The organism is Enterococcus sp. AZ196 (assembly GCF_050498845.1).
Taxonomy (GTDB): Bacteria; Bacillota; Bacilli; order Lactobacillales; family Enterococcaceae; genus Enterococcus_A; species Enterococcus_A murrayae.
Genome location: NZ_JBIPAM010000002.1, coordinates 745,606 through 760,804, shown reverse-complemented (window position 1 = coordinate 760,804; position 15,199 = coordinate 745,606). Strand labels below are relative to the sequence as shown.

The following is a 15,199-nucleotide window of genomic DNA, read 5'->3' as shown; positions in this document are numbered from 1 at the left end:
CTATCATTTCCTCAATGAGATAAGGAATCCTGACAAAGACAGGATCCCTGTCTCCCATTACCGACTATTTTACTAAGCGATAAATAGCATCAGCGTAAATTGCTGTTGCTTTGAACAAGCTGTCAATCGGCATAAATTCATTTGGTTGGTGCATTACGTTTTCTTCACCTGGGAACATTGCGCCATATGCGACACCACGTTCTAGGATTCGGCCGTAAGTCCCTCCGCCGATTGATTCTTCATGGCCTTCAAGACCAGTATGTTCTTCGTAAACGTCCAATAATGTTTTCACTAATGGATCGCTTGCTGGAACATAATGAGGAGTTTTCACGTCGCCAATGATCGCGATTGAAACGCCTGCATCTTTAAGAACTTCTTCCATGTTGGCTAAGATGATATCCTTTGTGATGCCTTCTGGATGACGAACATTTAATGTAACTTTTTTGTCGCCGTCTGCACTGTAGTCGAACAAGTTCGCTGATGAAGTTGTTTCACCCATTACATCGTGTTTTGTGTAAGCATTGATTTTCTTACCGTTGTAATCTAAGTGCATATATTCAGAAATTGTTTGAATGTAGTTAGCACCATTGCCGTCAAGGTTGTAGTCAGCTAAGAAGGCTGCTAGGAATGTTGCTGAGTTAACACCGAATTTTGGTTCTTGTGCATGAGCACCTTTACCGATCACAGTAATCGTGATTTCGCCGTTGTTTTCAGCAAATTCGCCTTTGACTTCAGATTTTTCGATGAATGCGTCAAATGCCGCTTTCATGTCTGCAACTTTTGCTTCGTCGTTCACTTTAAGAACAGCTGTTGCATCTCCTGGTACCATATTCGTACGCAAACCAGAGTTGAAGCTTACAAGATCAAAGTCGCCAGCTTCAGCGTTGTCTTTGTTTGCAAAAGTCACTTCATAAGATAAAATTCCTTTTTCACCATTAATGATCGGAAATTGTGCATCTGGAGAAAAACCAACCTTAGGCATTTCTTCAACTTCCATATAACGGTGGATTCCAACCCATTCACTTTCTTCGTCAGTACCGAAGATAAAGCGAATTTTCTTAGAAATAGGTAATTCTAAATCTTTGATAATACGCATTGCATAATAAGCAGCGATTGAAGGTCCTTTATCATCGGCTGACCCACGTGCGTATAATTTTCCATCTTTGATGACTGGTTCAAATGGATCTGTGTCCCAGTTATCGTCAACGGGAACAACGTCAACGTGTCCTAAAAGCCCAAACATTTCTTCTCCGTCACCGTATTCGATGTGACCCGCTACGTTTTCGATATTTTTCGTCACGAAACCATCGCGTTCGCCAAATTCCAATACTTTACGTAAAGCGGCTGCTGGTCCTGGTCCAAGAGGTTCTTCTTTTGTTCCATGTTCCACATCGCGAATACTGTTGATACGAATAAGATCGCCTAAGTCTTTCAGTAAGTCGTCTTTGCGTGCTTCTACTTCTTTTTGCCAATCAATTGTCATTGTTTAATCCCTGCTTTCTTTTTTTTATAACAGATTGTTAAACCTGTTAGATTCATTAGAAAGATCATGTCTAAATAGTGTTCTCCAATTTTGACAGCTTAGAATAACCTTCTTACTTAACGACGAATTCACGGTCCCTTTTGGGGATGCAATACGTCAAAACAATCAACGGAAAAGACCGCTCATGAATGTCAAGATGTTATTCTATGATTCCTAATTCCGCAGTTTGTTTCACCTCCCAAGTCAGCATTATACCGTATTTTTATTCATAAGTCATTGTGAAAAAACCACCATTTAATAGAAAAAAGTTGATTTTCATTAAAAATAAAGCTTTCACGTAAAAAAACATGTTATTCAAGCTGACCAAAAAAGAAGCTGTTTTATTGTGACATGACATATTTAAAGCCTATAAGAAGTATAACGAAGGTTGAATCCGTTTACAAATTATATTTCATTCATTTAAGGGCGATCTTTCTCATCTATTTGTTATCTATAATTAATTTTAAGTTTTTGAATTTTCCTGTTAATAACAAAAAAAAGATAGCCTAATAAAAAGCTATCTCTTTCCAAATTCATGCTGTTTTTTAACCAAAAACTAATATAAGTGTTTTTTTATTCAAGATTCCGATTACAAATCGACCGCTGATTGAGCCAAGGTCATTTTTGCCTGAGGAATTCTAAATGGTGAACAAGAGATATAATCGATCGCCAAATGATTTAAGAAGGCGATTGACTTCGGATGAGCTGCCGCTTCACCGCAAATTCCAATCTTCAGTTTCGGATTTACGCTTCTCCCGCCTTCAATGGCCAGCTTCATCAGCGCTCCGACTCCTGCTTCATCCAATACTTGGAATGGATCATCCGCGAAAATCCCTGCCTCCATATATTGATTGATGATGCGCGGTGAATCATCGCGAGACAGTCCCAGAGCCATCTGAGTCAAATCATTGGTGCCAAAGCTGAAGAAGTCCGCATGTTTTGCGATCTCATCCGCTACAAAACAGGCTCTTGGGATCTCGATCATGGTACCAATTTGGTAATCCAGCATTTGCTCGTGCTCCTTGAGACTCTTTTGGATTGCTTCTTCTATCGACGCACGCACGCGGGCAAACTCCTGCGCATCAATGGTAAATGGAATCATGATTTCTGGTTGGATCGTAAAGTCATTTTCCTTCGTCACTTCGCAAGCCGCTTCAATGATCGCCTCCGCCTGCATTTGATAGATTTCTGGATAAGCCACGCCTAATCGCAAGCCGCGAAATCCTAACATTGGATTGACCTCCGCCAGATTATCCGTTTTCCGCTTCACTTCATTAAAGGTCTTGCCTAATTCTTTAGCGACCTCGCGGCATTCATCTGATCCTTTAGGCAGAAATTCATGCAGCGGCGGATCAAGTAAACGAATCGTCGTCGCTTTGCCCTGCGCTGCTTCATACATAAATTTAAAGTCCTGCTTTTGCACTTCCTTTAAATCCTTCAGCACTTCTAAGCGTTCGTCCAAACTATCTGCCAAAATCAATTGACGGAATTGCAGCAGACGGCTCTTTTCAAAGAACATGTGCTCTGTCCGAGCCAACCCAATACCGACTGCCCCTAAGGACATTCCTGTCTCGATATCATTTGGTGTTTCGGCATTTGCACGGACTCTGATTTTCGCATGACGATCCCAAATTACATGCAGCTCATCTAACGCGACGGTATTCGTTACTTCCTCCATCGGAATTTCACCAAAATAGATGCTGCCGCTGGTTCCATCAACAGATAGAATTGTTCCTTCTTCAATGACCTTGTCTCCAACGGTCGCTTTGTTTTCTTCCAGTACATTCAAGCGTTCACAGCCCACCACCGAACAGATTCCCATTCCGCGAGCAACTACTGCCGCATGTGAGGTCATACCGCCGCGACTGGTAACTACCGCTTCACTGACTGCGATTCCTTCGATATCTTCAGGTGACGTTTCTTCACGAACCAATACGACTTTTTCCCCGCGAGCTTTGGCCTCGGTCGCTGCTTCGGCAGTAAAATATGCCGCTCCTGTTGCAGCGCCCGGGCTAGCTGCTAATCCAGATAAAAATGATTCATGCAGTTTCAATTCTTTTTCATCGAAGTTAGGATGCAGCGCTGCCTCCAAGTCCTTCGCTTCGATGCGGCTGACTAATTCCTTTTCGTCAATGATTCCTTCTTTATAAAAATCCAACAGGATCGTTAGCGCCGCCTTCGACGTGCGCTTCCCACTGCGGGTCTGCAGAATAAATAATTTTTCCCGCTCGATCGTAAATTCCACATCCTGCATGTCGTGATAATGCTTTTCTAAGTTTTCGCAAATACTCTTTAATTGCTGATATTGTTCCGGCAGCTCGTCCGCCAAAACTTGGATCGGTTTTGGTGTTCGAACACCTGCCACTACATCCTCTCCCTGAGCATTGATTAAATACTCGCCGAATAAACCAGGATCACCTAACGATGGGTTGCGGGAGAATACCACACCTGTCCCAGAGCTTTCGCCAAAATTTCCAAAGACCATTTCCTGAATATTTACAGCGGTTCCTAAATCATCACTGATATCATGCAGTCGACGATAGGTTTTTGCCCGTTGATTGTTCCAGCTGCCGAAGACCGCTTCGATCGCTAAATACAATTGTTCGATCGGATCCTGCGGGAATTCCCGCTGTAATTTCTTCCGATAAATCTCTTTGTACTCGCTTACAATTTGTTTCCAATGATCGGCGGTCAACTCATTATCAAATGACAAGCCGTTTATCTTTTTTAACGCGGTGATGTGGTTTTCAAAATCACTATTATCCATCCCCATCACGACATTGCCGAACATTTGCAGCAACCGACGATAACAATCATAGGCAAAGCGTTCATTCTGACTATTCTCTGCCAAAGCCGCAACTGTTTGGTCATTTAATCCAAGGTTCAAAACAGTATCCATCATCCCCGGCATCGAGAACTTTGATCCGCTGCGAACCGAAACCAATAAGGGATTGTCTAAATCGCCAAACTGCTTCCCAGTTTTAGCAGACAATTTTTCAACGGCCTCCATCACCTGATCCTTCATTTCCGGAATCAATTGATTGCCCTGATTCAAATAATACAAACATGCTTCAGTGGTTACAGTGAAGCCGGTAGGAACTGGCAGACCTAATTTTGTCATCTCGGCAAGATTGGCTCCTTTGCCGCCTAATAAATCCTTTTGTTCCTTTGATCCTTCTGAAAATAAATAAACCCAACGATTCATGCGCTTCTCCTCTTAAAATAGTTTTATTTAACCTGATTCCAGTGTAATACGATGATTATACAAAGTCAATAAGATGTTTATATAATTTTATTACGCACATATATGTGCAAGTAAAACAGAATTTGACGCTTTAGCAAGAAAATCGTAGCGACTCGCCGTTTCTAGGCACAAAAATAGACCAGTCTAATGACTGGCCCAATTCATTTACTCCCGATAACACAAAGCTAATCCCTTTAGAAAATTCCGAGTATAATTATCGCCGCAGGGTTTAAAATTGCGGTGTCCTTCTTTCCGCAGGATCGCACCGAGCTCGCCCTTTGACGGATAAACACCGGCTTCAGCTAAAATTTCCAGCATGTCCTCACTGGTCAATGCTAAAGCAATCTTTACCTTTTTCAATAAAACATTGTTGATATGTTTGATTTCTCCACTTTGCGGCTGCGGCTTATCCTTTGCTTCACCGCGTTTTAAGGTGATAAAACCATTCAAAAATGTATCGAGAACTTTGTTATTGATCATTTTTTGATAAACGTTCTTTTCAAAATCGTCGTTTTCTTCCAGCTCCTGATCACGTACCTTTGTCAGCATCGCTTGCTCTTCTTCTCTAGAAATCTCCATGCCGCCTAGTTGAAAGGCCTTTACGATATCACTATCCTTGATATCCAACGCGTATCTTAACCGCAGCAATAAATCATTATTATTCATTTTTTTCCTCCGTAGCTGTCGCCTGATTCTCCTACTATACCATAAAAACACTCCACTTCCCTCGACTCACCAGTACAAAAAAATCGACTAAGAAACAAGTCTTAGCCGAGCTTTTTTTAAACTAATTGAAGCAGAATCAGCAAAGCAGTAATAATCGCAGGCAATGCTTGAATCAAATAAATAGATTTTGTCACAGTCTTTCCGCCATAAAGGCCGACAATCACTACAAAAAGATTAAGCAGCAGCAGAACCTTTAGCCGAATGTCTCCTTGAAATAGGAATAAACTGACCAGCATCATCAGCCCCAAGCTGCCATTGTAAATTCCCATGTTCTTCAAAGCAATCTGGGCATTCTTTTGAACGACAAATTCATGGGGCATATCAAATGTCTTGGCCTGTTTTTCCATCGGCGCAAACATTTCTAGGCCCATGATCACTAAATGAAGCAGACCAATGATTCCTGAAAGTAAAAAAATGAGCAATTCCATAAGTATCTCTCCTTATTCGAGTAAATAATCCCGATTTGAATGCCGTATATCGTTCCGCTAAACGACCTGTTCGCTCTATACCTGAAATCTGATATTCCAGTTCCACCATAGCCAACTGTGAACAGCTTGACATCCTTATTCGTTTCTTCACCTACTATATGCATCTTTTTACTTTTTTCCAATTAAAGCGACTCGGTATTACTGCTCTTGAATCACAAATCCATGGGGCGATAGCTGATATTCCTCCGCCTCATGATAATTCTGGCCGAATACTCGACGTCCCGCTTTTTCAACCTCAAAGGAATCCCCTTCGTTAAATGTCGCAATCACTGTTTTTTCCTTATAGCTGCGTGTCAGTGAAAAAGCCTTTTTATCATCATCATAATGCCAAGTCATGGTCCCGTAACTGAACACCTCGGAAAATTGCTTCCGTAAAGCAATCAGCTGTTTGAAAAACGTCCGAAGCTCCTCATCTTGTCCTTCCCAAACCATACAACGGCGACAATCCGGATCCATCTCGCCTTCCATTCCAACCTCCGTCCCATAATAAAGACACGGCGTCCCCTTTTGAATGAACATAAAGGTCAGAACAGCCTTCATCAAATCCTTGTTTCCTTGACACAAAGTTAAGATCCGCGGTGTATCATGAGAATCCAGCAAATTGAAGCTCACCTCATTGGTTTGATCCCGATAAAGCAACTGCTGGCGATTCATTCCGAAAATCATTTGCGAGATCGAAATCGTCTGCTCTACGAAAAAGGCCTTGATACTGTCGGTAAATGCGTAATTCATCACCGCGTGGAACTCATCTCCTTGCAGCCAGCGCTGGGAAGAATGCCAAATTTCACCTAAAATATACAGATCCTCTTTCTGCTGCAGCACCGCTTCATGAAATTTTTTCCAAAAATGATGATCGACCTCATTGGCCACGTCCAGCCGCCAACCGTCAATGTCAAATTCTCGAATCCAATAGGTCGCGATCTCCAATAAATACTTTTGAACTTCAGGATTCGCCGTATTCAGCTTCGGCATATGTGGATTGAAGCTGAAGGTGTCATAATTCAAATTTTTGGCATACTCTGAATCCGGAATCGCTGTATAGCTCGGTGGAAAGGAATCAATATGAAACCAGTCAGCGTAAGCAGATTCTTGACCGTGTAAAATCACATCCTGCCATTGATGAGAACTCGCACCTAAATGATTGAAGACCGCATCCAGCATCACTCGAATACCGCGCTCATGGGCCTTTTCAACCAGCTCGCGAAAAAGCTGCTTATTCCCAAAGTGAGGATCGATCTCATAATAATCCACCGTATCATATTTATGATTCGATGGAGAGGTGAAGATCGGGCAAAGATACAACCCATTTACACCTAAATCCTCCAAATAATCCAATTTTTCGATAACACCCTGCAGGTCACCGCCAAAAAAATTCTCGCGCGTCGGCTTTTCGCTTCCCCACGCTAAAGCATCCTCTGGGTCGTTTGACGAATCCCCGTTGTAAAAGCGCTCTGGAAAGATTTGATACCAAACTGTTTTTGCCACCCAATCCGGCACCTTAAAACGATCGATTTCTTGAAAATAAGGCATGCGAAAATATAAATAATCTCGACTCAATCGGTCTTCTTCATATTCAAAGATTCCCTGATCGGTGTAAAAAATCTGTGTGCCGTCATAACACGTAATGCAAAAAGCATACGCCAAGCGATGATGGGGTGCTGTTACTTCAATTTCCCAATAATCATGAGTATCCGTCGTATACGTTTTGTTCATTTCCTGCTTGGTTTGGTACCATTTTTCCTCAGCAAAGGTATAAAAATCGCCGCTGATTAAACCGACCGATTTTATCTCATTGCGACCTGTTTGCAGACGAATCCGCATCAAGTCTTTCGTATAAAGAAAAGCAAATTCGCTTTCGGGACGATGATAAATTCCTGCATAGTTCATCCCTCCACCTCCATTTCTGCATCCATTGTACCAAACTTTTTGATAACGGCTCCACTGCTATCTTTTCCCAAGTGTTTAAAAGACTTTTTTTTTCTGAAATATGCTACTATAATAATAGAAGAATGAATTTTCTTCGCCTCGTATATCGAGGATCACTCCAGGGCGTAGCATGTTTGGGGAAGCGGCTGCGTCCGTATTTTTTTGACAAAGCCAGAAAAATTTGGTTTAATAAAAACATCTTAAATTGAAACGAGGGATTATGCCATTGAAAAACTAAGCGAATGTTGGAAGCTGCAAACCGATCTTAAATTAACGAACGTTGATAGGATTAGTGTGCAGATTTTCAGGACTGGCTTAGGATTTCAAAGGGATGGTCTCTTTTTCTGTCAATTATGCTTTTCATCGTTCGTTAAGCATGAATAGACAATAAAACTTTTTTTGAAAATAGTGAACAAGCGGTACCGTATGCAGACAAGATATGAGCTGTACGCCCTACCTGCTTATCACTATTTGGAAAAAGACCCTTCACCTCCTAATCCTTTCCTGAAAATTGGTTAGGATTTTTTTGTTTCCATAGCGAAACGAACAGGGGGTATTTTTTATGTCTACAATTAAAATCACACATTTGACCTTTGGCTTTGACAAGCAGGTCGATTTACTATTTGAGGATGCCAATTTAACAATCGATAGCAGCTGGAAATTAGGTCTAGTCGGACGCAACGGCCGCGGGAAAACCACATTGCTGCAGCTCCTGCTGGGAAAATATGCGTATCAAGGAGAAATCCAATTTCCTCTGCAGCCGGTCTATTTTCCGGCTGCTGTAAACGAAACGGACCAGCTGACCTACTATGCGCTGCTGGAAATAGCTGATTTTGAGCTATGGGAATTGGAACGAGAAATGAACTTGATTCAACTGGACCCGCAGGTATTATGGCAGCCCTATCAGACACTTTCCGGCGGTGAACAAACGAAAGTCTTATTGGCGCTGCTCTTCACCCAAGCTGACTTTTTCCCGTTGATTGATGAACCAACCAACCATTTGGATTTACAGGGACGTCAGCATGTTGCGAACTATTTGCAGCACAAGGATGGCTTTATCGTCGTCAGCCACGATCGGCAATTTTTGAACCAAGTCACTGATCATACATTGGCGATTGAAAAAAGCCAGCTGGTGCTCTATCAAGGAAATTTCGCCACCTACGAAGAACAAAAAAAGCTGCGGGATGAATTTGAACTGGCACAGAATCAAAAAATCAAAAAGGAAGTCGGCCGCCTGAAAAAAACAGCGGCTGAAAAGGCGGAATGGTCTCGTTCTCGAGAAACAGAAAAATACGGAAAGCCATCCGAAAAAGGCAGCGGCGGTATTTTTGATACAGGCTTCATTGGCGCCCGCGCTGCTCGTACAATGAAACGTTCAAAAACGATCGAACAGCGGATGTATGATCAAATCGATGCCAAAGAAGGTCTTTTAAAGGACTTAGAGGATGTCGATCGGCTAACGATGAATTACCATCCAAGCAGACACACACAATTATTGAAGCTGGAGAACTTGACGCTCCATTACCCAGACCAAAAGCCGCTCTTTGATCCTCTTTCATTTGAGTTAAAACGCGGATCAATCGCTGCTTTGACCGGGCCGAATGGCATAGGAAAATCTAGTGTCCTGCATTATCTACTAGGTACTTTTGCTGGCGAGTCAGCCGGAGAGCTTCTTCGACCGAATGCGAAAATCAGCTATGTGCGGCAAAACTACGAAAGCAATCGAGGAAATCTGCAGGATTTCGCCGAAAAAAATCAATTGGATTATTCAGCCTTTTTAAATAATCTGCGAAAATTAGGGATGGAACGAAATGTCTTTCAAAATCGAATCGAAGAAATGAGTATGGGACAGCGGAAAAAAGTCGAACTAGCCAAATCCCTCGCTCAAGAAGCCGAGCTCTATATTTGGGATGAGCCGTTAAATTACCTCGATGTCTTCAATCAAAAGCAATTAGAGGATCTTTTACTACAGATCAAACCCACGATGCTGATCGTGGAACACGATCAAGCCTTCTTAGAAAATATTCACGCACAGCAAATCGCTTTAAAAAAATAAAATGAACCGTCCAAAAATGATATGCTACCCCTAACTAGGACAAAGAAACAATTAAATCTTAGTTAGGGGTTTTTAGTATGGGAAAAAGAAAGATGTCAGGGACTCCAGTAGAACGAGTGGCTATTGTTGAACAGTGTTTAAATGGAGAGATTAGTAGAAGCCAAGCTGCTCAGAAAGCTCAAGTAAGCATTAGAACGATTCGCAGGTGGTGTATTCTCTATGAAAATGAAGGACCAACTGGATTGCTCGCTACCAAGAAAAATAAGCATTATTCTAAAGATCTAAAATTGACAGCTGTTCGGGATTACTTAGATGGTAACAGAGGCCTTGATCAAGTTGCTCAAAAATATGGTTTAAGAAGTGAAAGGCAACTTCGAGACTGGATTAGGATATATAATACTCATGGAGACTTCAAATCAGAAAGTGGTGGAAGTAAAGTGAGACAAACAAAAAAATTCAGTCTAGATGAACGAATCGAAATGGTCCTCTATTGTATTGCCAATGAGTATGATTATAGCGGGACAGCTGTTAAGTACCAAGTGAACTATGCCAATTTATACCAATGGGTCAAACGATATGAAGAAAAAGGCAAAGCTGGTTTAGAAGATCGGCGAGGGCGACGCAAAGCCAAGCAAGTTAGCCGAACGCCTGAAGAAGAAGCGCAGATCAAAATCGCCCAACTGGAAGAACAAGTAAAGGACCAACAGATGGAGATTGATTTATTAAAAAAAGTCAGGGAATTAGAAAGGAGGGATCACTAGGACAAGTCCGAAAAATCGTGTCTTACGAAGCAATCAAAGAGCTTCACGAGGAAAAAGGCTATGCCATTCTCCCAATGTGTAAACTTTTACAGGTTACCCGTTCTGCTTATCTTCGTTGGATCAAACATCCGTATAGCGAACGAACAGTGGAAAATATGGAATTAGCCAAAGTAATCCGAACGATTCATGACGACCATCCAGAAAAAGGCTATCGCAGTATAAATAATACACTGAATCGAGAACATGATATCCATGTAAATGACAAACGCGTCTTGCGGATCTGCCGACACGAAGGCATTCAGTCAACGATTAAACATTCAGCCAACAGTATCACGAAACGTGCGAACCAACCCTATCATGTTGCCGAGAATATCCTAGATCGGAAGTTTACTGCTGAAGCGCCGAATCAAAAATGGCTGACCGATGTCACGGAGTTCAAATATTATGTGGGACCTGAAGTGAAGAAACTTTATCTAAGCGCCATTTTAGATTTGTATGATCGTCGTATCGTCTCTTACGTGATTCGGGATACGAATGACTTGAACCTTGTTTTTGATACCTTCGATCAAGCAGTTGCCCTTGAACCAGACGCTCATCCGCTCTTTCATAGTGATCGCGGCTTTCAATATACCCATGTGAATTTTTACAAGAAAATCGTTAAAGCAGAAATGACGCAAAGCATGTCTCGAGTAGGAAAATGTATTGATAACGGACCAATGGAAGGCTTTTGGGGGATTCTCAAACGCGAACAGTATTACGGCAGAAAATTTATCAGTCGCGACGAATTGATGACAATGATCGATTCTTATATCGACTACTATAACAATGGTCGCTATCAACGAAAACTGCACATCTTAACACCGATGGAATACCACAACCAATACTACGAAGCAGCTTAATGATTGTTTAGACGCTTCTTCAAATAGAAAAAAGCTGCCTTTCGCTAACCGAAAAGCAGCTCATAAACTCTTTAAATATTTCATTGTCCTATTGACGGGGTGCCCACCAAAAGGACGGTTCGCTTTTTTTACTCACCATTCAAAACATTACGAACTTGGACATAAAAATTTTACTTTTAACAGTCCAAATAGAAATTCTTTTCTTCTGTAGGCAAAGTGGCCTTAACATACGCACGAATATGGTTATAAAACTCATGAACAACTGTTGGAAGATCATTTTTACTTAGAACTTCAACGAACGCTAAGTGTTCTTCTGATTTTCTTTCAAGGATCTCCTGAGAAGAAATATCTTCGTTTATTGCAATGAGTAATTGATAGTACAAATTCTCTAAAATACGTGCTCTTCTCACATTACCAGATAGCTCCCAAAGATATTTATGGAAGGTAAGATCTAGTGTATTAAATAAAAAGACTCTGTCCTCTTCAGTTTGACATGTCTGTTCATTATCCTTCATATCTAAAGCTATTTTGGTTAATCGTCGAAGATCCTCCTCCTTAAGTAGTTGTTTTCTCAAAATTTTATGCAACGTTTGTTTTTCTAATGATGTTCGAATTTCAAAGACCTCCATCATTTCAGCTGACCCCATCTCAATCACATGGTTGCCTTTTCGTGGAGAAAAGGTAACCAATCCTTGTTGGTTCAGTATCCGCATTGCTTCTCTTACTGGTGCTCGACTGATCATAAGTTCCTCTGAGATATCTGTCTCAATTAGTCGATCACCACTCTTTAAGGTTCCTGCCAAAATTCTATTTTTGACATATGATACAACCATATCGCTTAAGCTCTGTTTTTCATATCTATGTATACCTTCCATAAATGGCCCAGTCTCCTTTCGATTTATTCAATTAATTATATCAGAAACTTCTTTCCAAATCTTTTGAGGTACAGGCTTTGAATATCTCAATCCTCTTCTCCGTAATATGCTTGATCTATGAACAATAAAAAAACCAGAGAAATTTCTCTGGTTTTTTTATTCATTATTGAAATATGTGTTTAGCCGAAAGCTTGCTCGGTTCTGGAGATGATTTCATCCTGTAACGCTTTTTCCAGATTATTGAAGTAATCGCTATACCCTGCAACACGTACGATCAGATTTTCATATTCCTTCGGATGCTTTTGTGCTTTTAGCAATGTCTCACGATTAATCACATTGAATTGGATATGGTGACCATCCAAGGCAAAATAGCTGCGAACGAGTGATGCCATATTAGTAATTCCAGCTTCTCCGGCAACCACGCTAGGTGTGAACTTCTGATTCAGCAACGCTCCCCCTGTTTTCGTTTGATCGATTTTTGATGCCGATTTGATCACTGCCGTTGGACCGTTGCGATCTGCACCTTTTTCTGGCGAAATACCATCTGGTAATGGAATTCCTTTGTGACGGCCGTTTGGCGACGCCTCCATTACCTGCCCAAAGTATACGTGGCAAGTTGTTGGCAGGAATTCGACAACTGTTTTCGAGCCTTTCGGTGTAGGCCGATCAGCAATGACATCTTGTAATGAAGCAGCTACATCGCGCAATAGGGTATCCGCGTATTCATCGTCATTTCCGTATTTAGGTGTTTCATTATACACGCGATCATAGATTTCGTCATAGTTTTCAAAATCAGCTTCACAGGCATCAAGCAGCTCCTGCATCGTCATTGTTTTTTGTTCAAAGACATTGTGCTTGATCGCTGCCAATGAATCGGTGATCGTCGCAATTCCTACACACTGGATGTAGCTAGTATTGTAACGTGCCCCGCCGGCATTATAATCCTTGCCGACTTTGATACAATCATCAGACATCACAGAAAGCAGCGGCACAGGCATGAATTCCATGTACATCCGTTCGATCATGTTGTTTCCTGCAACCTTCACATCTACCACGTATTGCAGCTCTTTATGGAACGCTTCGAAGATTTCTTCATAGGTTTTCATTTTCGTGAAATCGCCTACGTCGATCCCGACCTGTTTATCAGTGTAATGATCATAGCCGCGGTTCATCGCCAGTTCAAAAACTTTCGGGATATTGAGATAACCAGTTAGTACATACGCTTCTTTTCCTGCTACACCAACCTCGACACAGCCTGAACAAATTCCGCTTTCTCTGGCATCATCGACGGATTTTCCGAGATAACTCAGCTCTGCTAAAATCGCCTCCGAGTTGTACATCGCCGGCTGTCCCCAGCCTTTACGGGAGACCTTTAAAGCTTCGCGCAGGAATTTTTCAGGCGACTTACGAGAAATCTGCACATTCGAACTCGGCTGCAGCAGCTTCATTTCATCCATAACTTCCAAAATCAGATAGCTGACATCGCTCACCCCGCTTGTACCGTCAGGACGTAAAGCCCCTGTGTTCAAGTTACAGAAATCGGTATACGTTGCACTTTCTTTCAAGGTGATTCCAACTTTTGGCGGTGCTGGCTGATTATTGAATTGAATCCAAAGATTTTCCAATAGCTCACGAGCTTCTTCGCGGGTCAAACGTCCTTCTTCGATGTCTTTTTCATAGAAAGGTTCTAAATGCTGATCTAATTTTCCTGGTGAATAGGCATCCCAGTTGTTCATCTCCACGGTTACACCGATATGAGTGAACCAGTACATCTGGATTGCTTGGCGGAAGGTTTGCGGCGCATGTTCTGGAACCACATCGCAGACCTCAGCTAAGTCCAGCAGCTCCTGTTTCCATTGCGGATCTGTTTCTGCTTCAGCTAAATCACGACATTGCTGCGCGTAACGTTTGCCGTAAATGATCATTCCTTCGCAGACCAGCTTCATTCCTTCTAATTCTTCGCGCTTATTCAACGCTTCCATATCATTGTTATAGTCTAGGTTATCGATTTCCTGCTGGATATCAGCTTTAAAATCAGCGAACCCTTTTTGATACATTTTGCCGTCCGCAACCGTATGACCAGGTCCGCGCTGCATCAAGAACTCTGTATATAAGCCCGCATCGAACAACAAATGCCACTCTTCTGGCAACAGGCGATTCATTCGTGTCATCATGGCACGGTCATGCCAATAAGGGATGATAACTTCCTCTTGAATACGACGGTCTTCTTCACTCACACGGAAGAAAACCTTCTCGCGGTTGTGCATATTGTCGAAATCTTCCAAGGTGTGGCAGCATAATTCAGGGAATGTCGGAGCCGCCCATGGCTTATCTCCCTTTTCTCCTAAAACTAGCGTCCCTTTTTCAATGTAGTTCGTCCGATTTTCCATGATATACTTGAAGGCACGTCCACGTAATACTGGAGCAGAAACTTTGCCTTCCCATTTTTTATACGCTTCTGTCAACAGGATCGCTCGTTCCATCGAAATACTAGGTGTACATTCCTTGTCGCTGATTTCCCGCAATCGTTTAATCCGTTCTGTGCTGCCTCTTCTTGTTGGTTCCAGTGTTAATTCCGCCATTGTTTTTCCTCCTTGTATTTAGGTATTTCCTTCTTATATAAAACATAATGCTGAACCGCGTCATCTAATTTAGTTAGAAATTTTGCTTCATTATAGGACTGACATCTTGTTTGTTCTCAA

10 protein-coding genes are annotated in these 15,199 nt (G+C 41.9%); 3 read left to right on the top strand and 7 right to left on the bottom strand.

The window, feature by feature from the left end; all coding sequences use genetic code 11:
* Positions 1–64: 64 nt before the first annotated feature.
* From pepV to IGI67_RS21285, 5 genes are all read right to left on the bottom strand, one after another.
* Complete coding sequence (gene pepV, locus IGI67_RS21305) at positions 65–1,483, bottom strand: dipeptidase PepV (RefSeq protein ID WP_429959184.1); 1,419 nt, start codon at positions 1,481–1,483, stop codon at positions 65–67.
* Positions 1,484–2,111: 628 nt separating this feature from the next.
* Positions 2,112–4,727 (bottom strand): pyruvate, phosphate dikinase, encoded by a 2,616-nt coding sequence (gene ppdK, locus IGI67_RS21300; RefSeq protein ID WP_429959183.1) that lies wholly within the window; start codon positions 4,725–4,727, stop codon positions 2,112–2,114.
* Between the two features lie 204 nt (positions 4,728–4,931).
* Positions 4,932–5,432, bottom strand: coding sequence for a DUF1456 family protein (locus IGI67_RS21295; RefSeq protein WP_429959182.1), 501 nt, complete (start codon positions 5,430–5,432; stop codon positions 4,932–4,934).
* Positions 5,433–5,548: 116 nt separating this feature from the next.
* Complete coding sequence (locus IGI67_RS21290; RefSeq protein WP_429959181.1) at positions 5,549–5,920, bottom strand: DUF1304 domain-containing protein; 372 nt, start codon at positions 5,918–5,920, stop codon at positions 5,549–5,551.
* A gap of 198 nt (positions 5,921–6,118) precedes the next feature.
* Positions 6,119–7,867 (bottom strand): glycoside hydrolase family 13 protein, encoded by a 1,749-nt coding sequence (locus IGI67_RS21285; protein ID WP_429959180.1) that lies wholly within the window; start codon positions 7,865–7,867, stop codon positions 6,119–6,121.
* Positions 7,868–8,468: 601 nt separating this feature from the next.
* On the opposite strand from IGI67_RS21285, the gene abc-f reads away from it, so the two are divergent.
* From abc-f to IGI67_RS21270, 3 genes are all read left to right on the top strand, one after another.
* Positions 8,469–9,962: a ribosomal protection-like ABC-F family protein gene (gene abc-f, locus IGI67_RS21280; protein WP_429959179.1), complete on the top strand. Its 1,494-nt coding sequence runs from the start codon at positions 8,469–8,471 to the stop codon at positions 9,960–9,962.
* 77 nt (positions 9,963–10,039) lie between these two features.
* Complete coding sequence (locus tag IGI67_RS21275; RefSeq protein WP_429956748.1) at positions 10,040–10,723, top strand: transposase; 684 nt, start codon at positions 10,040–10,042, stop codon at positions 10,721–10,723.
* Positions 10,724–10,740: 17 nt separating this feature from the next.
* On the top strand, positions 10,741–11,622 hold the full coding sequence (locus IGI67_RS21270; RefSeq protein WP_429956747.1) for an IS3 family transposase: 882 nt from the start codon (positions 10,741–10,743) through the stop codon (positions 11,620–11,622).
* A gap of 176 nt (positions 11,623–11,798) precedes the next feature.
* Here IGI67_RS21270 and IGI67_RS21265 read toward each other — a convergent pair whose 3' ends face one another.
* Both IGI67_RS21265 and hypD read right to left on the bottom strand, forming a co-directional pair.
* Entirely contained in the window at positions 11,799–12,455 is a 657-nt protein-coding gene (locus tag IGI67_RS21265) for a GntR family transcriptional regulator (RefSeq protein WP_429959178.1), read from the bottom strand.
* A 221-nt stretch (positions 12,456–12,676) separates the two neighbouring features.
* Positions 12,677–15,079: a trans-4-hydroxy-L-proline dehydratase gene (gene hypD, locus IGI67_RS21260; protein ID WP_429959177.1), complete on the bottom strand. Its 2,403-nt coding sequence runs from the start codon at positions 15,077–15,079 to the stop codon at positions 12,677–12,679.
* Positions 15,080–15,199 lie beyond the last annotated feature (120 nt).